Source organism: Nocardioides sp. 31GB23 (assembly GCF_040012395.1).
Lineage (GTDB): Bacteria > Actinomycetota > Actinomycetes > Propionibacteriales > Nocardioidaceae > Nocardioides > Nocardioides salarius.
The window spans coordinates 39619-66077 of record NZ_JBDYKJ010000009.1 but is presented as its reverse complement, the minus strand read 5'-3'; the positions used below and the strand labels follow the sequence as shown (position 1 = coordinate 66077).

The 26459-nt window shown below is 66.7% G+C and carries 19 protein-coding genes; 12 read left to right on the top strand and 7 right to left on the bottom strand.

Going from position 1 to position 26459, the window contains the following annotated elements:
* The first annotated feature begins 203 nt into the window (after positions 1-203).
* Positions 204-3236 (top strand): hypothetical protein, encoded by a 3033-nt coding sequence (locus tag ABKW28_RS04435; RefSeq protein ID WP_348606643.1) that lies wholly within the window; start codon positions 204-206, stop codon positions 3234-3236.
* Positions 3237-3346: 110 nt separating this feature from the next.
* Here ABKW28_RS04435 and ABKW28_RS04430 read toward each other — a convergent pair whose 3' ends face one another.
* Positions 3347-4108 carry a hypothetical protein gene (locus ABKW28_RS04430; RefSeq protein WP_348606641.1) on the bottom strand — a complete coding sequence of 254 codons (762 nt, stop codon included), beginning with the start codon at positions 4106-4108 and terminating at the stop codon, positions 3347-3349.
* A 112-nt stretch (positions 4109-4220) separates the two neighbouring features.
* On the opposite strand from ABKW28_RS04430, the gene ABKW28_RS04425 reads away from it, so the two are divergent.
* The 5 genes from ABKW28_RS04425 (at position 4221) to ABKW28_RS04405 (ending at position 10758) form a co-directional block, all read left to right on the top strand.
* On the top strand, positions 4221-6587 hold the full coding sequence (locus ABKW28_RS04425) for a DEAD/DEAH box helicase family protein (protein WP_348606639.1): 2367 nt from the start codon (positions 4221-4223) through the stop codon (positions 6585-6587).
* Positions 6588-6660: 73 nt separating this feature from the next.
* Positions 6661-7254: a type IV toxin-antitoxin system AbiEi family antitoxin domain-containing protein gene (locus ABKW28_RS04420; RefSeq protein WP_348606637.1), complete on the top strand. Its 594-nt coding sequence runs from the start codon at positions 6661-6663 to the stop codon at positions 7252-7254.
* Positions 7251-8105, top strand: a complete 855-nt coding sequence (locus ABKW28_RS04415; protein ID WP_348606635.1) for a nucleotidyl transferase AbiEii/AbiGii toxin family protein — start codon at positions 7251-7253, stop codon at positions 8103-8105. The genes ABKW28_RS04420 and ABKW28_RS04415 overlap by 4 nt, the downstream gene beginning before the upstream one ends.
* Positions 8102-9598 (top strand): N-6 DNA methylase, encoded by a 1497-nt coding sequence (locus tag ABKW28_RS04410; protein WP_348606633.1) that lies wholly within the window; start codon positions 8102-8104, stop codon positions 9596-9598. The genes ABKW28_RS04415 and ABKW28_RS04410 overlap by 4 nt, the downstream gene beginning before the upstream one ends.
* Positions 9598-10758, top strand: coding sequence for a restriction endonuclease subunit S (locus tag ABKW28_RS04405; RefSeq protein ID WP_348606631.1), 1161 nt, complete (start codon positions 9598-9600; stop codon positions 10756-10758). The genes ABKW28_RS04410 and ABKW28_RS04405 overlap by 1 nt, the downstream gene beginning before the upstream one ends.
* On the opposite strand, the gene radC is transcribed toward ABKW28_RS04405, so the two are convergent.
* Entirely contained in the window at positions 10742-11407 is a 666-nt protein-coding gene (gene radC / locus ABKW28_RS04400; protein WP_348606626.1) for a DNA repair protein RadC, read from the bottom strand. The genes ABKW28_RS04405 and radC overlap by 17 nt on opposite strands.
* A 70-nt stretch (positions 11408-11477) precedes the next feature.
* Entirely contained in the window at positions 11478-11816 is a 339-nt protein-coding gene (locus ABKW28_RS04395) for a DUF3024 domain-containing protein (protein ID WP_348606624.1), read from the bottom strand.
* Positions 11817-12064: 248 nt separating this feature from the next.
* Here ABKW28_RS04395 and mobF point away from each other — a divergent pair, with 248 nt between their 5' ends.
* From mobF to ABKW28_RS04380, 3 genes are all read left to right on the top strand, one after another.
* Positions 12065-14704 (top strand): MobF family relaxase, encoded by a 2640-nt coding sequence (gene mobF, locus ABKW28_RS04390; RefSeq protein WP_348606622.1) that lies wholly within the window; start codon positions 12065-12067, stop codon positions 14702-14704.
* 510 nt (positions 14705-15214) lie between these two features.
* Complete coding sequence (locus tag ABKW28_RS04385) at positions 15215-15445, top strand: helix-turn-helix domain-containing protein (RefSeq protein ID WP_348606620.1); 231 nt, start codon at positions 15215-15217, stop codon at positions 15443-15445.
* A gap of 58 nt (positions 15446-15503) precedes the next feature.
* Positions 15504-16619 (top strand): site-specific integrase, encoded by a 1116-nt coding sequence (locus ABKW28_RS04380; RefSeq protein ID WP_348606618.1) that lies wholly within the window; start codon positions 15504-15506, stop codon positions 16617-16619.
* 81 nt (positions 16620-16700) lie between these two features.
* Here ABKW28_RS04380 and ABKW28_RS04375 read toward each other — a convergent pair whose 3' ends face one another.
* Complete coding sequence (locus ABKW28_RS04375) at positions 16701-20783, bottom strand: helix-turn-helix domain-containing protein (protein ID WP_348606616.1); 4083 nt, start codon at positions 20781-20783, stop codon at positions 16701-16703.
* A 144-nt stretch (positions 20784-20927) separates the two neighbouring features.
* Here ABKW28_RS04375 and ABKW28_RS04370 point away from each other — a divergent pair, with 144 nt between their 5' ends.
* Together ABKW28_RS04370 and ABKW28_RS04365 are read left to right on the top strand one after the other, a co-directional pair.
* Positions 20928-21407 (top strand): TIR domain-containing protein, encoded by a 480-nt coding sequence (locus tag ABKW28_RS04370; RefSeq protein ID WP_348606614.1) that lies wholly within the window; start codon positions 20928-20930, stop codon positions 21405-21407.
* Entirely contained in the window at positions 21404-22264 is an 861-nt protein-coding gene (locus ABKW28_RS04365) for an HIT family protein (protein WP_348606612.1), read from the top strand. Before ABKW28_RS04370 ends, ABKW28_RS04365 begins: the two co-directional genes overlap by 4 nt.
* Before the next feature lie 187 nt (positions 22265-22451).
* Here ABKW28_RS04365 and ychF read toward each other — a convergent pair whose 3' ends face one another.
* The 3 genes from ychF to ABKW28_RS04350 all read right to left on the bottom strand — a co-directional run bounded on the left by ychF (position 22452) and on the right by ABKW28_RS04350 (position 24577).
* Positions 22452-23528 carry a redox-regulated ATPase YchF gene (gene ychF, locus ABKW28_RS04360; RefSeq protein ID WP_348606610.1) on the bottom strand — a complete coding sequence of 359 codons (1077 nt, stop codon included), beginning with the start codon at positions 23526-23528 and terminating at the stop codon, positions 22452-22454.
* A 34-nt stretch (positions 23529-23562) separates the two neighbouring features.
* Positions 23563-24054, bottom strand: a complete 492-nt coding sequence (locus ABKW28_RS04355; protein WP_204797156.1) for a pyridoxamine 5'-phosphate oxidase family protein — start codon at positions 24052-24054, stop codon at positions 23563-23565.
* An 88-nt stretch (positions 24055-24142) separates the two neighbouring features.
* The gene (locus ABKW28_RS04350; protein WP_193669034.1) at positions 24143-24577 is read right to left on the bottom strand and encodes a thioesterase family protein; all 435 of its coding nucleotides are present in this window, start codon (positions 24575-24577) and stop codon (positions 24143-24145) included.
* A 135-nt stretch (positions 24578-24712) separates the two neighbouring features.
* Between ABKW28_RS04350 and ABKW28_RS04345 the strand changes: the two genes are divergently transcribed.
* On the top strand, positions 24713-26458 hold the full coding sequence (locus tag ABKW28_RS04345) for an alpha/beta fold hydrolase (protein ID WP_348606608.1): 1746 nt from the start codon (positions 24713-24715) through the stop codon (positions 26456-26458).
* Position 26459: the final 1 nt, after the last annotated feature.

Below are 26459 nucleotides of genomic sequence, written 5' to 3'. Positions count from 1 at the left end.
GCCACGTAGGCTCGGGGCGGAGGACGGGATGGTCGCGCCAAGATCGAGCGAGGTACGTCGCACCTGCCCAGCTTGTATGCCGCCGTCAGATGCCTAGCGAGGTGTGAGTAGTGCCGGGTCAGGATTCGTGGCACCGTCCGAGCCTCGACTCGCCGCTGCACCGCCCTCCCGGGCCGCCGCCTGCTGTGCCCCATCGGGCGCTCATGGAGCTCCTCCCGCTTGACGTGCTCCCGTGGCCGGACTTCGAGAGCATCCAGTGGCGGTTGATGCGCGACGTTCTCGGCCTTCGCGATCCCCAGATGTACGGCACGCCGGGGCAGGAGCAACTGGGTCTCGACGTCATTGCCCAAGCCGTTGATGGCTCTGGTGTCGCTCTGCAAAGCAAGCGGCTAAAGCAGTTCGGACCCAAGAAGATCGAGGCTGCGGTCAACAAGTTCCGCGACTCGACGCACCCCTTCGATGTCTCCACCTTCATCATCGGCGTCAGCCGCGAGGTGCGCTCAGACCGGTCCCTGAAGATGCTCGCCAAACTGCGCGCAGAGATGCTGCCTGTCAGGCTGGAGCTCTGGGACCAGCGCGAGCTCTCGATGAGGCTCAAGAACGCGCCCTTGATCGTCATCGAGTACTTCGGACTGGACATCGCAGAGCGCTTCTGCACGCCGTTCACGATCGATGCTCAGAAGGTTCCGCCCCAGAATGCGGTCGCTGTTCAGCAGGCGTTGGCCCGGACCCCTGAGGTCACGACGGGCGCTGGTGAACTCCTGGCGGAGGTCGAGCGCCTCGAGGGCGAGGGGCAGGCATCCGCAGCCCTCGAGATGCTGGGACAGGCCCAACGGGCTCTGTCCGAAGGGGGCTTTGACGCCCACGCGGCGCAGCACGAGGGTCGTCGGACGTCGCTGCTGCTGGCGCTCGACCGAGGTGTCGAAGCGTCTCGGAGACGACTCGACGACTTCTGGGTGGCGATCGACCAGGGGCTGATGGGGCAGGCTCAACGCGCGCGGAGCGATCTTGAGAGGATCGCCCAGCAGACGAGTGATCCTACGGCGGCGCGTCTTCTCGAGTGCGCCGACTCGGCGCTGCGTCTGGCGGCCAATCCCGCGGCATCGCTACCACGGGTCGAGGACACTCCCGGCGCCCATGCGTCTGACAATGCTCGGCTCCTGATCCTCGCCGGGGAGACGGCGCTGGCCGCCGACCGCTTCGACTGGCTGTCAGAGAACGCGCAGAGTCTGCTGTCGGCCGCTGCTGAGGTCATCGAGCCGAAATTGCGCGTCTGCCTTCAGATACTCGCGGCGGAGGGCACGGGCGACTGGGTGCAGGTGCTCGGCGATGCCCGTGTTGCCCGCCAAGGACATGACCTGGCTGGCCTGGTGAACGCGCGCTACGCCCGGCATCTGGCTCTGCATCATCGGTTCCAGGAAGCAGACGCAGCGTGGGACGAGGCCGCTGGCGCAGCCTGCCTGGCGCAGCGCTGGACAGACGCTGCCAACTGGACCTTCAGCCGCCGAGCATTCCGCATCAGATGGAACCCGTTCACCAGTGACGAGCTCCTCCCGCTGCAGGCATCGTTGAAGGCCCGCGGGCCGGCCCAGACGGTGCTGACTCGCGACGAGGACGCTCTCGAGTACGCCTACGCACGGCGGTCAGATGGTGGTCTCAGGGCGGCCGCAATCGCAGCGCAGCGTGCACTCCGAGATGCCATCACCCTGAGCGACTGGGAGGGTGAGCGTCGGGCTCGTCGACTCCTGGCCGACATCCTCGGCGCCTCGGAGGAGCCCGGGCTCGCGGCTCACCACCTCGTCAGGGCAGGTGAGATCAAGGCCATTGAGGCACTCGCAGAATCCAACAACAAGGTCTTCCTCGATGTCATCGAGGACTTGTCGGCGACGAGTTACTGGATCGCTGGTACGGCCTATCGGCTGATCGCGAGCCAGGCGGATCTGGTTCCTGACGAGAAGGTCGATGACGTCGTGGCACCAGCGCTCGCTGTCCTTGAGAACGCGCGCGCGGGAACACTCGTAGATCTGATCGGCTTTGCGGGCTCGCGCTTCCTCGGCGCGGTCAACGCGCTGGCTGGACTCGCAGCGAGGCTCAACCAGTCGCAAGCAGAGACCGCGCTGAAGTTCTTCGAAACCCAGGGCGACATCGACCCTGGTCACTACCGTTACCACGACGACAGCGAGGCGCTCGCCGTTGCGGGCATCGCCTCGACTCAGCCGGCGTTGAGGGCTCGGGCTCTGGAGCACTTGGTGGCATTGCTCGCCAGGGCCGACGGATCACGCAACGCCACGACGTTGCGCCCCGTGACTGTCTTCTTCGAGGAAGCGCGTCCCTTCCTCGAGCCGCTGCGCGCCGATAGCAATGCCTGGGCGCGAGAGCTGATGGCCAGCCAGGAGCCCACAGCGGTGGATCCGCTCGAGGCAGCCCAGGCATTAGAGCGTCTGGTGCGCCCCCTGAAGCACGTCGAAGGTGTCTGGAGCGGCGGCGGCGGGGGTCAGGCAGTCGCGGACTCGGTCGTGGCCATGGGGCAGGGAGCGCCGGAGCGGAGCGCGGCGATTGATCAACTTCTCGAGCGCGCAGACCATCCTCGTGTAGGGAGCACTGAACGAGCCTCGTATCTCGTGGCGGCCTCGAACCTTGTAGATGGCCTGGCCGACGATGTCCGAGCGGCGTTTCTGGGGCGGGCGCTAACCCTGGTCTCGCAACCGTCGGCATCGCTGGCTGACGCGATGAACGAGCAGTTCTCCCACCCGCTGGGCGCAATGCGCATGGGACGCACTCAGGACGCGCGCGCCCAGTCTGCCCACCTGGCTGCCACGCTCGCAAAATCGCCAGAGGAACAGGCAATGGTCCGAGACTCGGTTCTGGCGCTTGTGGGCGACGAGAGCGTGAACGAGTACTGGGTGACACGTGCTTTCCAGCGACTTGGAGAGGCACTGGCCGCGGACGTCGGTTTCCTGAGCGGTCAAGGATGGGCGCTTCGCTCGCTCGCTGCCCTTCAGTGGGTGAAGACAACCCGTCCTGCGCCGGTTGGCGGGCGCCTCGCCGTCGACCCTGATGTGCGAGTGCGCCGTGCGCTGGCGACGGCGCTCTCAGAGGTCGCACAGGCTGCGGAGGAGACCGACCAGGGCCTGGAACTGGCCAGGTCCGCCGTCCGGGAGATACTCAGCGCCGATCCTTGCTACAGCGTACGTAGTCTCATAGCGCAAGAGTCGTCAGCCCAACCAGTCGACTAGCGCCCGCCGGTAGCGGGACGACCGACCCATGCCAGGTGGGCTGGCATGACGTTCTCATCCAGAGAGCGTCGGCCGCGCAGGATCCGTCGAGCCGCTCTGCGCAGCGAGGACTAGCCCAGGCGCACGACTCCGCCATCCTGGGAGACCACCCAGACGTCGATGGCCGCTGCGCGCAACGACACCGCTGTGTCCGCGTGCAGCTCCCGGTACACAGGGAAGTCGGGGAAGCACATCACCGACATCGAGTCGGGCTCTTGCGTCCGAAGGCGCATGGCCGGCACCAGCGCGCGCGCGTACCACTTCTTCGCCTGCTCCTTGGGTGTGCTGGTCTTCACCTGGCCCTTCTTCGGACCGGCGACATAGAAGCGAGACGGGTAGCCCTTCACCTCAACCCCGAGGCGCTGACCGTCGCGCTCGGCAATGACATCGAGGCCGTGCTCGCGCGTCGCCGTGTTCGCCGTTCGGACGATGGTCCATCCCTCACCAGCGAGCCATTCAACGAGAAGGCGCTGGGTGTTCTCCTCCGTGTGCCACTCCGACGCCGGCTCCCCCTCTGCTGGGAACGACGGCAGCGGTGTAACCGCCGGAGCGGGGACATCTGCTCGCCAGCCTTCGATCTCCTCGGGGCGCGCTCGCCGGAACAGACCTCGGTCGAGCTTGGTCAGGAACGGCTCCTTGGACGAGAACTGGGAGCGGTTATCCACGTTCCAAGATGCGCCGCGGATGTGAGTGCGAATGGTCCGCTCGTTGGCCTTGTCGGGGGCGTGGCGGCGAAACCACGAGAGCGCCTCTTGCGAAGTGAAGGCCCCGGACTGGGTCGCGGCGTAATCCCGGAGGAGTTCCCACACCGTCATCGTTTCTCTGTCGCTCACGCCGCAAGAGTTCCACAGGCCTCCGACAGCGCGCGTGCTTCCGCGCTGCGTTCCGGCGCTCTTGGACGCCAAGTTCCGGCGGCCCCACTGCGCGTCCCCTTAGCCTTTGAGCATGACGGGGCGAAACGAGCGGGACACCTGCCGCGAGTTCGTCGTTCCGAGATTGGTGGAGTCCGGCTGGGCGGACAGCTTCCGCACCGAGTACATGGTCCGCTCGGACCTTGCCACCAACACCACCCTCGGTGGCGATGGCCGGGTCGACTACCTGCTTGAGATCGTGCCCGGCCTGCCCGTTGGCGTGGTGGAGGCGAAGCGCGAGTACTCGAGCCCCGGACAGGGTCTCCAGCAAGCCATCGAGTACGCCGTCGCCCTCGACCTCCCGACAGCGATCGCCTCGGACGGTCACTCCATCATCGAGCGGGACCTGTCGACGGGGACCGAGCGGCAGCTGGACGCTTTCCCGACCCCGCCCGAGCTGTGGGACCGGTACGCCCGCCACCACCACTTGGACGATGAGGCGCGGTCGGCGCTCTCCCAGCCCCTCTCGCAGACCTTGACGAACGCCGACGGATCCATACGACAGTTGCGTTACTACCAGGTGGTCGCAATCAACCGCGTCCTGCGTGCCATCCTCGCCGGCGAGCCTCGTGTGCTGCTGCTGATGGCCACGGGCTCGGGCAAGACCCTCACCGCATTGCAGCTCTGCTGGAAGCTCCTGTCGTACTGGCGGGCTGTCGATGCCGAGCGACCCCGACGAATCCTCTACGTCGCTGACCGCGACGCGCTCATCAAGTCCCCGCTCAATGGCTACTTCCGACCCGTGTTCGGCGAGGGCGCGACGCGCATCCAGGGGCACGCCGTCATGGGCCGAGAGATCTACTTCGCCACCTACCAGTCGCTGAAGAACAGTCAGGACGCCGAGTCGACGTTCGAGGGCTACCCGCCGGACTTCTTCGACGTCGTGATCGTCGACGAGTGCCACCGCGGTTCTGTGCCCGGGTCCTCCTGGCGTGCCGTGCTCGATCGCTTCACGTCGGCAGTCCACCTCGGCCTGACCGCCACGCCAAAGCGCGAGGAAAACGTCGACACCTACGACTACTTCGGCGAGCCGGTGTTCGAGTACTCCCTGCGCCAGGGCATCGAGGACGGCTATCTCGCCCCTTACACGGTGCGACGGGTCGTGCTTACTCCCGATGCCGAGGGCTGGCGGCCGGATCCCGGCGAGGTCGACACCTTCGGGCGAGACATTCCCGACGGGCTCTACACGACCCGTGACTTCGAGCGCCTCGTGTCACTCCTGCGCCGCACGGACGCGGCAGCTCGTCACCTCACCCAGGTGTTCCAGGACCGCCCCGGACGCGCCGTCATCTTCTGCGTCGACTCAGAGCACGCGGAACAGATGCGCATGGCGCTGGTGGCGCACAACCGGGCAGCTGTGGAGGCCGATCCCTTCTGGGTGGTCCGGATCGTCAGTGCCGAAGCCGAGACCGGCCGGCGGCAGCTCGATCGATTCTGCGACCCTGAGTCGTCGTCACCCGTGGTCGCCACGACATCACGGATGCTGTCCACCGGCATTGATATCCAGGACCTGAAGTACGTCGTCCTGTTCCGCCCGATCGGCTCGATGGTCGAGTTCAAGCAGATCGTCGGGCGAGGGTCCCGTCTCTACCCCGACAACGACAAGTACTCCTTCGAGATCGTGGACTACGTCGGCGCGTCGGTCCTCTTCTCCGACCCGGGCTTCGACGGCGAGCCGGTGCGCATTCGGACCGAGCGCATCGACGAGTCCGGGGAGATCGTCGAGAGCGACGCCGGGGACGTCGCCCCCTCGATGCCGTCGCTCGGCGAACCGGAGCCCGACTTCGACCGCACCCGGTCCGAAGGAGAACTCAACCAGCCGCCTGCCAGGAAGTACTACGTCGACGGCACGGAAGTGACCGTCACGGCAGAGGCCTACTACGTCGCCGACACCAGCACGGGCGCTCTCCGCCTCGTGGAATACGCGGACTATCTGGCCGGCCAGGTCCGCGTGCTGTGTCCGACCATTGATGATCTTCGCGCACGCTGGGCCGATCCCCAGCTACGTGCGGTTCTGGAGGAGGGCCTCGCCTCCCGCGGCGTATCCATCGAGGAGATGTCGAGGCGCCTCGAACTTGCGCCTGACACGGACCCTTTCGACGTGCTCGCATACGCGGCGTGGAACATCCCTCAACGGACCAGGGCGGAACGCGCTCGGCTGGTTCGCGAGGACCACGCGAACGACCTCGAGGCGCTGGTGCCGACCGCCCGCGAGATCATCTCCGCCCTCCTCGACCGCTACGAGGAGTACGGCGTCGAGGAGATGACTCACGTCTATGCCTTCCAGGTGCCGCCGCTCAGCAACTTCGGCTCACCGGTCGAAGCGGCGCGACACTTCGGCGGTGTCGAAGGCTGGCGCCAAGCCATCAGCGAGCTCCAGGGCTGGCTGTACTCAGCGTGAGTCTTATTTTGACGATCACGGCTCACACACAACTAAAGTTTATATTGACTTCGAATATCGCTATGCTGGCCCCATGGCGGGCACACGACAGGACCTGAGGCTGGCGCTGCAACGCCTAGCCTTCAGCCAGTCTGGCTACTTCACCGCCGCCCAGGCTCTCGAGCTCGGGTACAGCTACCAGGCGCAGAAGTACCACGTCGACAGTGGTAATTGGCTGCGTGTCGACCGCGGCCTGTTCCGGCTTCCCGACTGGCCCTCCGCTCCGGAGGACCAGTGGGTGCGTTGGACGCTGTGGAGCGAGGACCGAGGTGTCGTATCCCATGACTCGGCCGCGCTCGTCCACGACCTCGGCGAGCTCGATCCTCGCCATGTGCACCTCTCCGTGCCCGTCGGGTTCCGAGCCGTCGACCCGGCGGTCGTGACGCACGTGAGCGAGCTACCCGCGACGGACGTCCTCGACCAGGGGGCCTGGCGGGTGACCACTCCGCTGCGCACGCTGCTCGACCTTGCTGGCGCTGACACCTCTCAGGAGCAACTTGAGGCTGCCGTCGCCGCTGCGCTCGAGCGCGGCCTGACGACCACACGCCGGATTCGCAGCCGCTCAGACGAGGCCGGAGACCGGGCGGCGCTCCGCATCGAGCGGGCGCTCGGGGCGACGACGAAATGACCGAAAACCAGGCACTCCGCACCAGCATCGAGCAACGGCTCGCAAATCTGGCAGCCGAGCGACAGACCTCGCTCGACCGGTTGCGACGCCACTTCGCTTTTCAGCGAATCCTGGTTCGACTGTCCGCGGATGACAACTGGGTACTCAAGGGAGGCTTCGCCCTCGAAGTGAGGCTCGGTCTGGACGCCCGCGCGACCAAGGACCTGGATCTGGCCATGCTGGAGGACCTCGACGGTGTTGAGGTGCAGGATCGTCTGCTCGACGCCCTTGACGTCGATGCCGATGACGGATTGACCTTCCAGGTTTCCCCACCGAGAGCGATTGCCTCGGACGAGGCTGGCAACCCCGGCTGGAAGTTCACCGTCACGTCGGCGATCGGCGGCAAGGTCTTCGCGTCGCTGCGCCTGGACGTGGTCGCGCGGAGCGAGGAGATCGCCGGCGCAGTGGGCACGATCGAGGTGCATCCGCCGATCCTCGCCGAACGCCTGAGCAGCACCGCCATGCCGGCGGTGGACGTCGCCCAGCACGCCGCGGAGAAGTTCCACGCCATGGCACGTACGTACGCCGGCGGCCGACCCAGCAGCCGGGTCAAGGACTTGGTCGACGTGGTTCTGCTCGCGGAAGCGGGACTGCTGCCCCATCCCGATCTGCCGGGCCGGCTTCGGACGGTCTGGCGGGTGCGGGACGGCGTGCCGCCACCGCCGCAGCTCCCCGAGTTCCCAGCGGCCTGGCTCAGCGACTACGCCGCGATGGCCGCCGAGCTCGACCTGGACATCGACTACCCGACCGCCCGCTCCACCGCCGAACGGCTTTACGCCGAGGCGCTTACCACCGAGGAGAACCAGCAGTGACCCGTGCCGCCAAGGCTGCCGTCCAGACCCCACAGGCGCGTCTCGCGTCGGTCATCAAGACCAGCCGGGACATCATGCGCAAGGATGCCGGCCTCAACGGCGACCTGGACCGGCTCCCGCAGCTGTCCTGGCTGCTCTTCCTCAAGGCCTTCGACGACCTCGAGCAGAACCGGATGATCGTCGACCCCGGCTACCGGCCGGCGCTCCCGGAGGACCTCCGCTGGAGCGTGTGGGCAGCAGATCCGACGAAGCGCAAGCAGGGTGACGCCCTGATCACCTGGGTCAACGGGACCCTTCTCCCGGGTCTGGGCGGACTTGAGGGTTCCGGCACGGCGGGCGACGCTCGCGCCACCCTCGCAACGGTCTTCAAGGAGACCAACAACCGGATGCTGTCCGGTTACCTGCTCGGTGACCTGATCGACCAGATCGACAAGGTGCACTTCACGTCAGCCGACGACATCCACACCATGGCCCATCTGTACGAGTCGATGCTGCGTGAGATGCGGGACGCCGCCGGAGACTCGGGCGAGTTCTACACACCGCGGCCGGTGATCCGGCTGATGGTTGAGCAGGTCGATCCGCGCCTGGGCGAGTCGGTGCTGGACCCTGCCGTCGGCACAGGCGGATTCTTGGTGGAGGCCTACGAGCACCTCCGCGACCAAGCGCGCTCCGCGACCGAGATCGCGACGGCGAAACGCTCGATCAGCGGCTTCGAGAAGAAGCCACTGCCCTACTTGCTCTGTCAGATGAACCTGCTGCTGCACGAGGTGGAGCAGCCCAAGGTCACCCGAACGAACTCGCTGACCTTCCCGCTGGCGGACCAGCGCAAGGCCGGGGTCGACGTCGTCCTGACGAACCCGCCGTTCGGGGGTGAGGAGGAGAGCAGCAGCCTGGAGAACTTCCCTGCCGACTCGCGGACGGCAGAGACCGCCTGGCTGTTTCTCCAAGTGGTGATGGCACGCCTGGAGAAGAAGAAGGGCCGGTGCGGGATCGTGGTCCCCAACGGGGTCCTCTTCGCCAACGAAGGCGCGCCGGCGCGAATCAAGAAGAAGCTGCTGACCGACTTCAACCTGCACACTGTGGTGCGGCTGCCAAACGGCGTCTTTGCGCCCTACACCCTCATCCCCTCCAACCTGCTCTTCTTCGAATACGGCGGGCCCACGAAGGACATCTGGTTCTACGAGCAGCCCCTCCCTGAGGGACGGAAGAACTACACGAAGACAAAGCCGCTGCGTTTCGAGGAATTCGCCGATGTCCAAGCATGGTGGGGTGGCGGTGATCGAGCAGGCCGGGTCGAGAACGAGCACGCCTGGAAGGTCGAAGCTGGGACGCTGGCGGAGGACGGCTACAACCTGGATCTCCGCAACCCACACGGTGCCGATGACCTGACGCATCGCTCGCCCGAGGAACTCGTCAAGGAACTGATCGCAGTGGAGGAGCAGATCCTCGCGGCCCTCCGTGACCTCCAGGTCGAACTCGGGGAAGACGTCTGATGGTGGTGCATCAGGTACGGGTGGGAGATGTACTCGAACTCCAGCGCCGCAAAGTCGCGCTCGACGCCTCTGAGGAGTACGTCGAGGTTGGACTCCGTTCGTTCGGCAAGGGCGTCTTCCACAAGCCGGCCGTCACCGGCGCTCAGTTGGGCACCAAGAAGGTCTTCAGGATCGAGCCCGGCGACCTGGTGATCAGCAATGTCTTCGCTTGGGAGGGCGCCTTGGCGGTCGCCTCGGAGGGAGAGAGGGGACTGATCGGCTCTCACCGCTTCATGACTTGGGTTCCCCGCGATGCCGACAAGGTGAGCGTCCGATACCTGTGGCATTACTTCCTTTCCGAGCCGGGCTTGCTTCATATCCGCAGGGCTTCGCCCGGTTCGGCTGGCAGGAACCGCACGCTTGGAATTGCCGCGTTCGAAAACGTCACGATCCCGCTGCCCGCTCTATCCGAGCAGTTGCGCATCGCCGATCGCCTCGACGGCATCCGAACTCGACAAGACAATATTTCGCGCGCAGCGAGCACGAGCGTGTCGGCTGCATTCAATGGAACTCTGTCCAGAATCTTCGAAGGCGCCAACAGATACTGGACAGTGGGCGAGGAGATTCGAGTCATGGGAGGTGGAACACCGAACAAGACAAACCCCAACTACTGGGGCGGAGACATTCCTTGGGTTACTCCGACTGACCTAGGTCGCCTACGATCACGCACTATTGAAACAACAGAGCGGACTCTTTCAGAGTCCGGGCTTGAACGAGGTGGTGCGCGCCTGATCCCATCAAATTCCGTCATCATGTCCAGCCGTGCGCCAATCGGCCATTTGGCAATCAACCCGTACAGTGCAGCCACGAATCAGGGCTGTAAGTCATTCGTTCCCAAGATTCAGACTTACCCCGAGTATCTCTACTTTGCTGTCCTCTCGGTGATGGGCGAGATCAAACGACGCGGCGCAGGCACGACCTTCAGCGAGGTTTCCGCATCTAAATTAATGGGGCTTCGAATACCAGGGGCAGAGATTAATGCGCAGCAAGAGATCGCCGATCATCTTGCACGAGTTCAGGACTCAACCTGGCGGATCGCGGCGCTACACACAGGATTCAAGTCGCTATCGTCAGCGCTACTTCCCGCGGCCAGAAATGAGGAGTTCACGCAGCTGGCCTGACGCTGCGCCACGAACTCCCCGCGAGCACCACGTGGTCGAGGAACCGGAGTCCGACCGCGTCGGCAGCCCGGCCTACCGCCTCAGTGGCCTCACGATCTTGCACACTCGGGGTTGGATCGCCTGACGGGTGATTGTGCGCTAGGGCGAACGCTCGACCGTCGTACCGCAGCACGGCCTGCAGCACCTCTCGGACAGGCAACGGACTCGAATCCACGCCGCCAGTCGCAACGGGCACAAGGCGAAGCACGCGGTTGGCCGCGTCGGCCACCAGGACCAGGACCTTCTCCCGTCGCTCGCGTGCGAGCACCGGTGAGACCAACTCAGCGATCGCGGCTGCGGAGTCCACGACGCGGTTGGTCGGCGCAGCTGTGGCCCGCGCCGCCAGTTCGAAGGCGGCGAGCAGGCGCGCCGCCCCAGCTGGGCCGATGCCCGGTGATCGCGTCAGCTCCTCGGGAAACGCCGTCGAGAGGCCGCGCAGTCCACCGACCTCGACGATCAGTTCGTGGCCCACCGCAACGTCGTCGCGTCCCTCAGCTTCGATGCCGGCGACCAGGGCAACAAGCTCGGCGTCGCTCAGCGCACCAACCCCCAGACGCAGGAGTCGCTCGCAGGGCTGGTCGCCGGCGAGCATCCGCGACCTGATCGACATTCCGCAACGCTAGGTCGCCGAGGGCGCGACCACTATCGCGTCAGAGTCGCCTGTGGAAAGGCAGGCCGGCTCAGCCCTTGAAGATGCAGGTGGGGTCGTCGTCGTACTCGGCCAGCAGCCGCTCGATCGGCTGATCTGGCTCGAGCAGGTCGTAGACATGAGCTCGGGAGTTCCGGTCGAACCCGTACAAGGTCCAGCCCTTGGTCTGCTCGTCGTACTTCATCCGAGCCTGCGGAGTGTCGGTCCACTCCGGGCCCAACGCCGGATTCCACGGCGGCCGATGCTCGACAATCGTCACGGTGCGACCGCGCACGCGGTGCTCCACCCGCACCTGCTCGCGCATCTCGGACGGGACCTGCTTCTCGCAGAACCGCCGTATCCGCGCGAGATCGGTCTCTGGGACGGCCATGGACTCAGTATCTGACGACCCCCACCGCCACCGACAACCTGCCCCTCCTCTCGTCCACCCTTGATTGACAATCATCGACCTTCATCGGTCCTCAGGATCTCCTCACTTTCCACCCGCCGTGAGCCTCTCAACACCTCCCTTCAAGCGGCACGCATGCTACGAAGGTTCGTAGATGGGTCGCCCGTGAACGGGCGGCCCACGCGGCATTTCTAGGGGTCCGTTGGTTATCGACGGACGGAGTGGAGGCGGTGGTCCGAGTGCACGGCGGCGTGAAGTTCTACCGCGGTGGAGCGAAGGCTGCCCGGGCCTACGTCGAGCGGGATCGCTCGCGGGCCGATGACTACTACCTCGGTGAGGGCACCGGCGTCGCCGAGCGGCTCACCGCGACCCCGGCCTGCGTCACGGGAGCCGGTTCGATGGACGGCGAAACCTACGAGCAGTGGGTCGCCGGGATCGACATCGACACTGGGCGCAAGAAGGGTCGGGTCCGCGAGGACGCGAACGCGCTGCGGTTCGTCGAGGTCACCGTCAACGGCCCGAAGACCTGGTCACTGGCCGCCGCGCTTCATCCAGACATCTCGGCTGCGCTGGACGAAGCCCAGGACAAGGCCGCCGCTGAGATCGTCGGCTGGGTCGCCCAGCACGCGACCACCCGGGTGGGACCGCGCGGTCGCCAGGTGCAGGTGCCGGTCGAGAAGATTGAGGCTGCAGTGATCCGGCACTACACGTCGCGTGCCGGTGATCCGCACCGGCACCTGCACCTTCAGATCAACGCCCGCGTGTGGGCGGCCGGCGCCTGGCGGGGGCTGCACTCCGTGGGTGTGCGCGACATGATCGAGGCGATCAACGGCATCGGGCACGCCGCGGTCGCCACCGACCCGGAGTTCCGGGTGGCCCTCGCCGCACGCGGCTTCACCCTGGACCCCGAAACCGGGGAGATCGAGCAGCTCGCGCCGTACGTCGGGGCGTTCAGCGCCCGGACCAGTCAGATCCACCGCAACATCGACCGGTTCGAGGCTGAGTGGCGGCGCGAGCATCCGGGTGAGGAGCCTGGGCCGCGGCTGCGTGAGGTGTGGGATCGCCGGGCGTGGGCCGATACGCGGCCGGACAAGGTCGTCCCCACCGACGGCGCGGAGCTGGTGGCGCGTTGGAACGACGAGCTGCGCGCCCTGGGCTACAGCGACCCGGCCGCCCCAGCCGTGCTCGAAGCGACCCAGATGGGCTGGATCGACCGAGACGGAGCGGCCGACTGGATCATCTCCCAGCTCGGAGCGAAGCGCTCGGCGTGGAACGCCGCCGACATCCGCGGGAAGGTCGAGGTCCTGCTGGCGCAGGCCAACCTGGTCGCCGAGCCCGCCGCGCGCATCGAGCTCGCCGAGGACGTGACGGCCCGCGCCGCCGCACGGTGTGTCCGGCTGCTCACCTCACCCGACGTGCCCGAACACGTCCGCTCACTGACCTCCCAGCAGGTGATGGAGGTCGAGGCGGACCTCATCGGTCGCCTCGCCCGCCGTGTGGAGCAGCCAGCCAGACGCGTCCGGCTGCACGGGCGAGGGCTGACGCGGGTCGACCCCACGCAGGCCGCCGTCGTCGGCGTCCTGGCCGGTGACGGCCAGCTGGTCGTCGTGGAGGGTGCGGCCGGTGCAGGCAAGACCACCGCGCTGAAGTCGGCGCAAACCGTGCTGGCTCGGCAGGGACATCGGCTGATTGTGGTGACGCCGACATTGAAGGCGGCTCAGGTCGCCGCCGCGGAGACCGGCGCCGACGGGCACTCGGCCGCGTGGCTGATCCACCAGCACGGCTGGCGCTGGGACGACGAGGGGCACTGGGCACGGTGCCCCGACGTAACGCCCGACCCGGTCGCCCGACTGCGACAAGGGGACCTGTTGCTGGTCGACGAGGCGGGCATGCTCGACCAGGACACCGCCCGCGGGCTCCTGACCATCGCCGACGAGGCCGGCGCGCGGGTCGCGCTTGTCGGCGACCGGCACCAACTCCCAGCGGTCGGACGCGGCGGCGTCCTGGACCACGCCCTCTCGTGGGCCCACCCAACCGCGGTCGTGTCGTTGGAGAAGGTGCACCGGTTCACTGACTCCGACTATGCGGCACTCTCCATGCGCATGCGCAAGGGCGACGACCCTGCCGCCGTCTTCGACGCGTTGCATCGCCGCGGGTCGATCGTCGTCCACCCCAGCGACAGCGAGCGCACCGCCGCCCTCGCCGAGGCGGGCGCGGCCGGCGACCTGGTCGTCGCCGACACCCGCGAGCACGTGGCCAACCTCAACTCCGCGATTCGCGACCAGCGTCGCGCCGACCTTGCCACGGGCGACTCGGCCGACGCAGACCCGTCTCTGGTGACCGCTCGAGGCGAACGGGCCGGGCTCGGGGACCGCGTCGCTACCCGCCGCAACGACCCTGATCTCGGGGTCGCGAATCGTCAGACCTGGACCGTCACCGGCATCGGCGAGGACGGCCACCTGATCCTTCACGGCCGCGGGCGCGATCGCGAGATCCCGGCGGAGTACGCGACCCGGTTCGTCGAGCTCGCCTACGCCACCACAGTCCACGGAGCGCAGGGCGAGACCGTCGAGGCCGCCCACGTCGCCATCGGCGCCACCACCGGTGCCGCCGCGGCGTACGTCGCGATGACGCGCGGCCGCGAATCCAACACTGCCCACCTTGTCGCCGAGACGCTCGAGGACGCACGGAAGCAGTGGGTCGATGTCTTCAGCCGCGACCGCGCGGACCTGGGCCCCGCCCACGCCCGACGGCTCGCCGTCGACGCGATCGACCGGTACGGCGCGGCCGCCGTAGCGCCTCCAACGCCACGACCAGCGGTCCCGGAGTACCGGCCGCCCATCTCACGGCCCTCCGGAATCGGCCTCTGAGAAGCGGGTGCAGCCAACGACTTAGGGAACGCCGTTGACCTGCACGAACGCAGCGTTCCCCCTCGCGTTCCCCTCGGTTGTTACCGCATTCCGGTAACGCCCCTCGCCCACGCTGATCGGCGTGAATCAACACCTTCACAAGTCCGCGGGGAAACGACTTAGGGATACCTGTTGACCTGCGGAAACACAGGTCCCCTGGCAGGTATCCCCCTCAGGTTCCCCCGATTCCGGGGAACCTGCCGCCCCATGCTGATCAACGCATTCAGATTGTTCGCGACGACAACCGGCGAGGAGCACGCGATGAGTTCCTGAACCTTTGGACGGGCGCCGCCTGACCTGCGAAAACGTCTCCTGACCGGGGCGCCCGTCCCGAGGACGGGCGGGGCCAGGACGGGCGCGAATTGTTGCCCCCCAGCGCGCACCGTAGGACGCGTACCTCTCGACGACAGACACCCACCCATCACGACCGGCGACGAACGACGCCGGGAACCCACCCACAAGGAGGCCGCCATGACCGCACAACCCAGTGGCCCACGACCCCGCCAGAACCCCGGCGACGACATGCTCACCCTCCAGGAAGCCTGCCGCTACCTCCGCGTGCCCGAAGGGACGCTGCGCTACTGGCGCCACCTGGGCGCCGGACCCCGCAGCTTCAAGGTCGGCCGCCACGTCCGCTACTGGCGCGCCGACCTCGTCCTCTGGCTCACCGAGCAGACCAACCGTCCCCAGAACCACCGCTGACCCTGCCCACGGCCGGATCTCAGAGAGACGATGGAGCGATCCTGGAAGGAGCAACACCATGGCGGGAAACATCGCCAAGCGATCCAACGGCAGGTGGCGGGCGCGGTACCGCGACGAGTCCGGCAAGGAGCACTCGCGGCACTTCGACCGCAAGATCGACGCCCAGCAGTGGCTGGACCAGGTCACCTCAGCCGTGGTCACCGGCACGTACCCCGATCCCAAGGCCGGACGGATCACGTTCGCGGCCTTCTTCGGCGAGTGGTCGGCACGCCAAGTCTGGGCGCCCGGCACCGTGCTCGCGATGTCGCTGGCGGCCCGATCGGTGCCCTTCGCGGGGAAACCGATGAAGCAGGTCCGCCGCTCGGACGTCGAGACCTGGATCAAGCAGATGGACGCCGCCGGACTTGCCCCCGGCACGATCAAGACGCGGTACGTCAACGTCAGATCGGTGTTCCGAGCCGCCGTGAAGGACCGGGTGATCGGCTCCGACCCGACCGACGGCGTACGCCTGCCCCGCGGCCGTCGCGCGGACGTCGCCATGTCGATTCCCGCTCCGGAGGAGGTCGGACAGGTCATGGCCGGGGCTGACGAGCGGTTCCAGCCGTTCATCGCCCTCTGCGCTTTCGCCGGCCTGCGGCTCGGCGAGGCCGCCGGGGTCCAGCTCGGCGACGTCGACTTCCTGCGCAGGTCGCTGAAGGTCTCCCGCCAGGTGCAGCGCGTCAACGGTGGGGCGATCGACGTACGGGCACCGAAGTACGGCTCAGAGCGCGTCGTCTACCTCGCCGACAGCCTCATCAACGTGCTCGCCGAACACGTCACCGCTCACGGCACCACCGGCAAGGATCGTTGGCTCTTCGCCGGACAGGGCGACGACCCACCGCACCAGAACACCGTCGGTTACTGGTGGCGCAAGACGCTGCGCGACGCTGGACTGTCCGGCATCAAGCTCCACGACCTGCGGCACTTCTACGCCTCCGGCCTGATCGCCGCCGGCTGCGACGTCGTGACCGTCCAGCGGTCGCTTGGCCACGCGAAAGCGACTACGACGCTCAACACCTACGCCCACCTCTGGCCAACGGCGGAGGACCGCACCCGTAAGGCTGCGGAGTCGATCATGTCTGCGTCACTCGGCGAGCGAGTCGAAGAGGTCACGCCGACACGGGGGCATGAATAGGTCAGGTGATCAGACGACCCTTTGTCCCAACGTCGCCGGCAACGCCCGTTGCACCCCGCAGACTTCATCGGTGATGGTTCGTTACCAAGAGCGCCCGTCGCTGGGTAGGTCATCTTCAATCTCACGCTGGACGTCCCTTTCAGCCGACTTCGCCATGTCGGCGTAGAACCGCCTCTCGATAGATCCCGCTGGCAAGTCCTTCGCAATAGCTCGCGACCTATCTCGCTGTTCAATGGTCTCCGGGAACGGCTCTCCGGGGGTGCCGCTCCGCACACCGGAGATGGTGGCGGACCATAGTGCCCCCATCATCTGTTGGCGCACGTCATCGCCGAGCTGGTCAGCCGCTTGCAACGCAATGCGAACGAAGTCGGGTTGGTCCCAGATGAAGGTCCGGGGAGCCTCGTGGAGGACCGCTGCTACAGCGCGTATCGAGTTCTCGGTGCCACCGGCGAGCGCCTTCCCAAGAAGATCCAGCACCTGACTGTCGTACTCGACCGCCACCGCACGGAAGAGATCGGCGCCCATCTTGCGCCGGGACCATGAGTCCAGGTTCTCCGCAATCCAGGCCAGAACACCGCTCAAACTTGCGAGGAACGCTGGAGTGTCTCGGATCCGCAAGCGCTTGTCCCAGGAGTACGGGAGCGCGTCGTACTCGCGGAGCGAGTTCAGACCCTCGGCAAGCTCGATCCGCTCCTGGAGAAGCCGAACAACCCACTCCGGGTCCGTCTTCGATCGATCCGCAAGCGCCTCTAACACCGAGTACTCGCCGATGCCGGGGAGCGTGACGAGATCGTTGCGAATCAACTCGAGTTCTCTGTCGGAGAAGTCGTCCCAAGAGATGCCGTCGTCGAGGCGAAATGACATGAAGTAGTCGTCGGCCAGACCTTGGCTATCACCGAATCGGAGGCATGCAAGCAAACGGATCGCCTCTGCCTTCTGGGTTCGCGTCAACAGTTGAGCCGCTCGGACCACGTTTCGTCGTATGACTATGTCGGTGTCGGAAGCTAGTTCAAGCAGCAGATCGAGTTCTCCGGAATGGAGCTCGCGGGGGCCTCGGTTCCAGCCGACCGCCTGACCTACGGCCCGTCGGCGTTCTAGTGACGAGCTGGCGAGCAAGTCCCGGATCTCCTGGAGCGCCGCTGCGGGATCGTGCTCTGCGAGAGCGCTGAGGATGACCGGGAGAGTCGGGTCGAGATCGGTAACTCCAGACGTGGTGCGCAGTTTCGCCAGCATCGCGTGTGCAAGGGACGGGCGAGCGTTGATTAGGTTCGCCACCAAGGGTCCCGGATGACCTTCAGCCGGACCAAAGACTTCCCGGTCGGCCCTAAGCCGAGCAATCAGGAGCTCGACTACTTCGTCGTCGGTGTGGGACGTAAGAGCATGACTCACCTGTTCGATGAGTTCCACGCGCTTGGCTTCCATCGCCGCGAAATCGTCGCCGCGGTCGCGCACAAGGCGGCCCCAGCCGTCATGGGTCATGAGCCCAAGCAATTCCTCGACACCGTCCGGGAGCGACTCCATTGCACGTTTGGCAGCCTCGTGCGTCGGGCCGGACCCGTAGCTGTCGTGCCAGAACAGGGCATCGCGCACGGCGACGAGAACGGCGGGGTCGAGACCCCCAGCCGCCGCCCTAGTGCCGAGGCGGTCGATGGTCTCGAGGATTCCGGGGACCCACCCGGCCCGTTCATCATCCGACACCTGGCGCCCAAAGCTCCCCGTCGGGAGTTGCATAGCGGACTTCAAGAGTTTGGCTGCGGCTCCCGAACGCCGCAGGTCGGGGGAGTCCAGTTCCTCGAAGGCCAGGTCAATGACACGCTGCCGAACCCGCATGATGCTCTGCGGTTTCAGCGCGAAGGGCTGAAAGGTGATCGTGTAGCCGCGGACGGTCGAGTCGTCTCCTTCCGTCGCGAGCATCGGTTCGAGAACGTCAAACGGAGACAGCGGCTGGCCATCGACGAACCATGTCGAAGCAATATCGACGATCAGGTCGTTGAACCAGATCGGCTTCCCGACACCGAACTCAGCCAGCTCGCGCAGGACCCGAAGCGGATGACTCGGATGCGGGTTAGTAGGGGGTGCATCACCCTGCGCCAGCTCCCACAACTGTGAAAGGGCACCCGGAAGCGTCTCCTCGGTCAACGCCGCGAGCTTGATCGCAGACGGCAATGCCTCAATCACTCTGCTGTAGTCCGCAGTGAGCAGACTTCGCCAAGCGGCATGCTCACCGTCGAGGCGGTCTGTTGGGTAGTCAATTAGCCAGCGGGTCAGCTCAAGCGCGCGCGTGGGCTGGAAGTACGCGACTTTGGCCAGAGTCTCGGCGAGTGTGCGCCTGTCGAAGACGTCGGCCGCCACGATGCGGGCACGGAAGGCAACCCAAAGGGAGTCAGCGAGGCTCGGTGCATCCGGACGCGTGTTGCGAACCTGCCAGTCGACGCGACTTACGTTTACGAACAAGTGCTCGACGCAGCTTCCGATCACTACAGGCTGGATACGCGCGAGGTACCCAGTACCGAGCGGGCTGTCGTCAAAGGTTGCCTCGGTAAGGATCACGTCGCCCAGAAGGTCGGGAACGATCCGAAGCGCGTCCCCGCGCCGCCGCAGGATGCCGGCGTTCTCTAGGCTCCGCAAGTGCTTGTGCAACTCGTCGTACGGCTTACCCACGATCGCGCTCAGCGATGTGCGCGCTGCTTCCTCGTTGGTGCGGAACGGCTGTAGGGCAGCGACCGCATCCAATACGGCGCGCCGAATCGGCGGGTCGTACGAGAGCGGATCATTCACAAGCGCGTCGCGGAAACCCCGCATGATGTGTAGTCGGACGTTCTCATCCTGCTCCAACGCTCCCGGATCAAGCTGGCCCTGCTTGATTAGGACGCCGCCGACAACGGTGGCCAGCGGAGAGTCCAGGGTGAGCCCGGCGAGCCGACGCGCGACCGCGGGCGACGCTGCGCCGCCGAGCGCTTCACGCGCCAGAGCAACGGCGTCGTCGAACTCAAGATCTCCGAGCATGACCTCGGTGTGGGGCACCGGAAGAAGTCCGTAGCGTGCCATTTCAGTCTTGAGAGTCCGCAGCCCATAAGGCCGAGTAGCGAGGATGACCTTTGCGTTCGGGTTGCGCCGCCAGATGCCAGCCACAATGCCGGTGACCTCGGCGATCTCATGGGCGTCGTCGATGATGATGGTGAGGTCACCGTCGTGCGGTAGCAACTCGAAGTCGGCTGCGGTCACTTGCACGTCGCCGGGCAGTATTCGAGTCTGGGCACCGGCTGGCGCAGCATCGGCGAAGGCCTTGAGGAGTCTCGTCTTGCCGACGCCACCAGCCCCGATCAAGAACGCGACGGTCGCGCCTCCCTGATGGGTTGCGCCCACCAGTTCGTCCAGTTGGGTCTGCCGTCCGACCAGGCTCCACTCGTGGTTGAAGATCGTGGCCTGGGTTCCGACGAAGTGTTCCTCCGGCAGGAGCCATGGTCCCGGCGCTGCAATGCCGAGGAACGACTCCCGATGACCCGGGAAGTAGGTATCGACGATCCGTACGGCCCGCTCGCGCGGAAGATTCCGGATATGGCGGGAGATGTCCTCGCCGTCCCACAGTTCCCAGCTCGCGTGCTTCCCCGCTTCCGCGCGCGCGGCAGGGGTGGCGATGAGTCGGGAGAGGAAGAGGTAGTTCCTGGGCGAAGGGATCGTCACCTCCTCGATGGCTCTTTTCACCGCGGACGGTCCGAACTCGCGGTGTCGCTTGCACTGCCCGGTCGCGACGTTCTTGCCTTGGGCGGCAACGAGGATGTCGATGCCGTGCTGCTTGTGACCGCGTCCGCCGAACCGGCTCGCGTGCCCATCGGGGTGAAGGGTGGCCATGACTTCGGCCAGGAGGTCCTCAAACCGTTCCTCGGTTAGCTCCTCGAGCGGAAGCGCGCGAGTCAGGGAACGGACAGGAAGCCGGACGGTTTGCGCCGGCGCCAAGTACTCACCAGCGTCGAGCAAGTCATCCTCTTCGACCGCGAGGACGCGGGCGACATCGCTGAGCATCGCGCGCCGCGGCCTTGAGCGGCCGTTCTCCCAGCCGCTCACGGCTTGCTGGCGCACATCCAGCTGGGCGGCGACCGCCGCCTGATCTAGCCCGAGCGCCTCTCGACGCTCCCGCATCAACTGAGCCAGTGCTTCATACATGGAGACATCGTACGCATCTACTACGTGTGGTACACATTACGTACGCAGGTTACTGCGTGTGTGTTCATGGCCGAGGGTCAATGTCGGTCCAGTTCACTAGGTTCACGACTCCACGCCACGCTGACGCACTCGAAAGGACCCACCATGGCCAAGACCGTTTTCTATAGCTTCCACTACGAGCGCGACGTTCACCGCGTGCAGCTCGTGAAGAACTTCAACGCGCTAGAAGGACAGCCGCTCCTGAACTCTCAGGACTGGGAGAAGGTGCGCAGAGGGGGCGATGCCGCCATCGAGAAGTGGATCAAGGACCAGATGGCTTACAAGAAGGCGGTCATCGTCCTCATCGGCAAGGAGACTGCAACCCGTCCGTGGGTGAAGTACGAGGTTGAGAAGGCCTGGGCGGACAAGAAGCCGCTCCTCGGCATCCGCATCCACGGCCTCTCCTCGATGGGAACGACCGATTCCATCGGCGGTAACCCGTTCACAAACGCGGGCCTCACCGGTGTCCCCATTTTCGACCCGACTGTCACGAACTGGCAGGGGAAGATCGACAGCCAGGCCACTTACAAAGCCTTGTCGGACAAGATCGAACTGTGGTCGGGTCAGGGAGTGACCCGCTCGTGATCCAGCCACCGTGCCCGTTCTGCCTCATCATCGAAGGGCATGACCCGAACGCCAAGGTCGTATATCAAGACGCCCAGGTCACCGCCTTGTTCCCGCTCAAACCAGCGACTCGCGGTCACACCATGGTGGTGCCGAACAGGCACGTTTCGGACCTCACCGACCTGACCGATGCAGAGAGCCGAATCCTGGGGGCCGCTGTCCGTAGGATCGCGCGCGCTGTTCGCGCATCAGTCTCCCCGGATGGGATGAACGTCATCCAGTCCACCGGCACAGCGGCAACACAGACCGTTCCACACGTTCACTTCCACATCGTTCCTCGATGGAACAGCGACGATATTAAGCTCGAGTGGCCCGACGAGCCGGCTGAGAGCATCTCCGCCCAAACTGAGACTCTCGGAGTCGTTCGCGCCCTCCTGCCGGCCGCTGTCGAAGACGTCTCGCCCGAGGACCGACGTCAGCACCTGTCCTTCATACAGGCCATCGTGACCCGGATGTCCCAGGCGTCCTCGTCCTCGAAGACCTGGCTGTTACCCATCGTGACTTTGACCTACGGCTACGCCATCACCAAGACCGAGTGGTGGATCGCAGTGCTCGGAGCGCTCGCAGTAGTCATCTTCGGCCTGCTCGACGCGAACTACTTGAAGCAAGAACGTGCATTTCGCAAGCTGTACGACAAAGTCGCGTCCGGAGGAGACATACCAACTTTCTTCCTGAATCCAGCCCTTGCAGGACCCGCTGGGACCAAGGTCAATTACTGGCCCGACTGGCAAGACGTCCGGTCTTGGGCCGTAGCCCCCGTCTATGGGCCGCTTCTTGTCGCGGGAGTCGCGATCGCTATCTGGGCCCATTGCACGTGACCAACAGCTGGAGCGCACGCCGCCCTCCGCGCTGACAGGTCGCGTTACAGGTCCCACCGGGCAGCGCCGAGTCGAGAGGCGGGCCGTCCGAACCAGTCCGATCGAGCTCATCCGACTGAATTTTCTTGCGGACTCTGTGCGGACTGGAAGGGGTCACACCCCCTCTGACCTGCGCAAATGCGCCGATTCACACGTTGAAGCGGAACTCCACCACGTCGCCGTCGGCCATGACGTAGTCCTTGCCCTCCATGCGCACCTTGCCGGCCTCCTTGGCCTTCTGCATGGTGCCGTGCTCCATCAGGTCGTCGAAGGAGACGATCTCGGCCTTGATGAAGCCCTTCTGGAAGTCGGTGTGGATGACACCGGCGGCCTCGGGGGCGGTGGCGCCCTTCCTGATCGTCCAGGCCCGCGTCTCCTTGGGGCCAGCTGTCAGGTAGGTCTGCAGGCCCAGGGTGTCGAAGCCGACGCGGGCCAGCACGTCGAGGCCGGGCTCGGTCACGCCCATCTCGGAGAGCATCTCGCGGGCCTCGTCCTCGTCACCGAGCTCGACGAGCTCGGACTCGAACTTGGCGTCGAGGAAGATCGCCTCGGAGGGGGCGACCAGGTCGCGCATCTGCTGCTTGAGGTCGTCGTCGGCGAGCTCGTCGGCGTCGCAGTTGAAGACGTAGATGAAGGGCTTGGCCGTCAGCAGCGACAGCTCGCGCAGCAGCGCGGTGTCGAGGTCGGTGTCGATGACGGGGGTGCCGGCCTCGAGGTGGGCCAGCGCCTCCTTGGCCGCCGCGACGACGGGGGCGAGGTCCTTGTTGCCCTTCGCCTCCTTCTCCAGGCGCGGGACAGCCTTCTCGACGGTCTGCAGGTCGGCCAGGATCAGCTCGGTCTGGATGGTCGAGATGTCGCTCTTCGGGTTCACCTCGCCGTCGACGTGGGTGACGTCCTCGTCACGGAAGACCCGGGTGACCTGGCAGATCGCGGCCGACTCGCGGATGTGGGAGAGGAACTTGTTGCCCAGGCCCTCGCCCTCCGAGGCGCCGCGCACGATGCCGGCGATGTCGACGAACTCCACGGTCGCCGGCAGCTGCTTGGCCGAGCCGAAGACCTCGGCCAGCCGCGGCAGCCGGTCGTCGGGCACCCCGACCACGCCGACGTTCGGCTCGATCGTGGCGAACGGGTAGTTCGCGGCGAGGACGTCGTTCTTGGTCAGGGCGTTGAAGAGGGTCGACTTGCCCGCGTTGGGGAGACCGACGATGCCGATGGTGAGAGCCACGTGGGCTGACTCTAGGCGGGCCGGGGACCCACGGTCACATCTCCACCGTCTCGTTGTCGCCGCGGACCCGGTCGCCGGTGACCTTGGCCTTGACCAGGTTGGTCAGCTGGACGACCTTCGAGCCGCCGGGCGCGTCCCAGTACTCCGCCGACTCGGCGTCGACCTCGATCAGGATGTTCTCGGGGTTGTCGGGCCCGCCCTGCAGCCACGAGTCGGTGAACGCGCTCCACAGCTCCTCGAGCCGAGCCTCGTCGTCGACCACCGAGGCGGTGCCGGCGATCGAGACCCACGAGCCGCGCTCGCTGTAGGAGACGTTGACCCGCGGGTCGGCCTGCAGGGCCTGCACCTTGTCGGAGTGCAGCTCGGCGATGAAGTAGAGCGAGCCGTCGACGTCGGTGTCCTGGGTGGCCATCGGCTTGCTGAGCAGCTTGCCCGAGGGGTCGACGTAGGTGAGCATCGCGATCTTGGCGTCGTTGACCAGGTCGAGCACGCGCTGCTCGTCGGCGGTCAGCTGGTCGTTCGTCACGGGGTCCTCCGGGGTGCTCGGGTGCGCGGGGCGCGGGGCGCGGGGGGGGTTGCGCCGTCGAACGTACGTCGGCCCCCGCGCCCGGAGGTCACCCCTGCAGCGCCCGGAACCGCTCGGCCAGCTCCTCGCCCAGCGCCCGCGACCCACGGGTCTCGTCGTCCATCTGCACGATGACGGTGGTGGCGCGCGCGACCGGCCGCCCGGCCTGGAAGAGCCCCTGCTGCATGGTCACCGAGGAGCGGCCCACCTTCTCGACACGGGTGCCGATGTCGATGGTGCCCGGCCAGGTGATCTCGCCGACCAGGTCCAGCTCGATGCGCACGATCACCCACGAGGCGCCCTCGTCGTTCATCGAGGCCCCGCCGGCCGGGTGCAGGAGCTCGACGCGCCCGGTCTCGAGCAGCGTCGAGAAGACCGCGTTGTTGACGTGACCCTGGCGGTCGGTGTCGCCGTAGCGCAGCTTGTCGTGGCTGCGGGCGGGGAAGTCCTCGAGGACGGGGTGCGCGGTGGTCTGCTCGGTCACGGCGCCCAGTCTGCCTGCGCGGGCGGCGGCGTACGCCGGGGGTGGTGCCGGTCATGTGGTGGTGTGGGTCACACTCGACACCTGCCCCCGCACCGGCCCGGAGCGGGGAGCCGGAACCACCTCGGGAGGAAGCCCATGACAGCGACCCGCTCCGAGCCCGCACGCCGGGCCGACGAACGCATCAGCGACGCAGGGGCCCGCGACGAGCCGGGCGGCTCCGAGCTCAGCACGCCGCTCGACCTGCTGCTCTCGGAGGCCGGACGCGGCCCGCTGCGCCGCTTCCTGCCCGGCATGTCGGGGGTGCGCCTCGCCGCCGGTCTCGCGCGGCGACCTGGGGCCGTCGTCGGCCGCGCCGCCGGCCTGGGCGCCGAGCTGGCCCGCGTCCAGGTCGGGCGCTCCGAGGTGGCCCCGCACCCCAAGGACCGCCGCTTCGCGGACGAGGCGTGGGCCAAGAACCCCTTCCTCAAGCGCACGCTGCAGAGCTACCTGGCGACCGGGCAGGCGCTGCGTGGGCTGGTCGCCGACGCGGGCCTCGGCTACGGCGACGAGCAGCGGATGGGCTTCATCGTCGACAACCTCGTCGAGGCCCTCTCCCCCACCAACAGCCCCGCACTGAACCCCAAGGTCCTCAAGCGCACCATCGACACCGGCGGCGGCAACCTGCTGGCCGGCGGGCGCCGCTTCGTCAAGGACTACGCGACCGCGCCCCGGGTGCCCTCGATGGTCGAGCCCGACGCCTTCGCGGTCGGCGAGGACATCGCGGTCACCCCCGGCTCGGTGGTCCTGCGCACCGAGGTCTTCGAGCTCATCCAGTACACCCCGCAGACCACCAAGGTCCGCAGCGTGCCGCTGCTGATCGTGCCGCCGACGATCAACAAGTACTACGTCATCGACCTGGCCGAGCAGCGCAGCCTCGTCGAGCACCTGGTGCAGGCCGGCCAGCAGGTCTACTGCATCTCCTGGCGCAACCCCGACGCCCGGCACGCCGACTGGGGCCTCGACACCTACGGCCAGGCGATCATCGAGGCGATGAGCACCGCCCAGGACATCGCCCGCCAGGAGCAGGTCGCGCTGCTGGGCATCTGCTCGGGCGGGATGATCGCCTCGATGGTGATGGCCCACCTGGCCGCCACCGGCGACCTCGACCGGGTCGCCGCCTTCAGCCTGGCCGTCACCGTGCTCGACCAGCACCAGGCCGGGCTGCCCAGCGCGCTGCTCTCCCACAAGGGCGCGGCCGCCTCGACGCGGGCCTCGCGCGAGAAGGGCTACCTCGACGGGCGGGCACTGGCCGAGATCTTCGCCTGGCTGCGGCCCAACGACCTGATCTGGAACTACTGGGTCAACAACTACCTGATGGGCCACGCCCCCAAGGCCTTCGACATCCTCTACTGGAACGCCGACCCGGTGCGGATGACCGCGGCGATGCACCGCGACTTCATGGACCTGGCGGTGCGCAACGCGCTCACCCAGCCCGGCGAGTCCACGATGCTCGGCTCGCCCGTCGACCTGGGCACCGTCGACGTCGACTCCTACGTCGTGGCCGGCATCGCCGACCACCTGTGCCAGTGGGAGTCCTGCTACCGCACCACCCAGATGATGGGCGGGCAGTCGCGCTTCGTGCTCTCCACCAGCGGCCACATCGCCGCGATGGTCAACCCGCCCGGCAACGAGAAGGCCAGCTTCCAGACCGCCGAGACCAACCCGGCCGACCCCGCCGAGTGGCTCGCCGGGGCCACCAAGGTCCGGGGCAGCTGGTGGGAGGACTACGTCGAGTGGCTGGCCGCGCGCACCGGGCCGGAGCGCAACCGGCCCCGGCGCACGGGCTCGGCCGCCTACGAGCCGGTCTGCGAGGCGCCGGGCACCTATGTCCACGACCGCTGAG

What these genes read in the sequence shown, in the direction of transcription:
- ABKW28_RS04435 (WP_348606643.1), top strand. Translation starts at nt 204, where the DNA reads ATGGAGCTCCTCCCGCTTGACGTGCTCCCGTGGCCGGACTTCGAGAGC.
- ABKW28_RS04425 (WP_348606639.1), top strand. Translation starts at nt 4,221, where the DNA reads ATGACGGGGCGAAACGAGCGGGACACCTGCCGCGAGTTCGTCGTTCCG.
- ABKW28_RS04420 (WP_348606637.1), top strand. Translation starts at nt 6,661, where the DNA reads ATGGCGGGCACACGACAGGACCTGAGGCTGGCGCTGCAACGCCTAGCC.
- ABKW28_RS04415 (WP_348606635.1), top strand. Translation starts at nt 7,251, where the DNA reads ATGACCGAAAACCAGGCACTCCGCACCAGCATCGAGCAACGGCTCGCA.
- ABKW28_RS04405 (WP_348606631.1), top strand. Translation starts at nt 9,598, where the DNA reads ATGGTGGTGCATCAGGTACGGGTGGGAGATGTACTCGAACTCCAGCGC.
- radC (WP_348606626.1), bottom strand. Translation starts at nt 11,407, where the DNA reads ATGTCGATCAGGTCGCGGATGCTCGCCGGCGACCAGCCCTGCGAGCGA.
- ABKW28_RS04395 (WP_348606624.1), bottom strand. Translation starts at nt 11,816, where the DNA reads ATGGCCGTCCCAGAGACCGATCTCGCGCGGATACGGCGGTTCTGCGAG.
- ABKW28_RS04385 (WP_348606620.1), top strand. Translation starts at nt 15,215, where the DNA reads ATGACCGCACAACCCAGTGGCCCACGACCCCGCCAGAACCCCGGCGAC.
- ABKW28_RS04380 (WP_348606618.1), top strand. Translation starts at nt 15,504, where the DNA reads ATGGCGGGAAACATCGCCAAGCGATCCAACGGCAGGTGGCGGGCGCGG.
- ABKW28_RS04375 (WP_348606616.1), bottom strand. Translation starts at nt 20,783, where the DNA reads ATGTATGAAGCACTGGCTCAGTTGATGCGGGAGCGTCGAGAGGCGCTC.
- ABKW28_RS04370 (WP_348606614.1), top strand. Translation starts at nt 20,928, where the DNA reads ATGGCCAAGACCGTTTTCTATAGCTTCCACTACGAGCGCGACGTTCAC.
- ABKW28_RS04345 (WP_348606608.1), top strand. Translation starts at nt 24,713, where the DNA reads ATGACAGCGACCCGCTCCGAGCCCGCACGCCGGGCCGACGAACGCATC.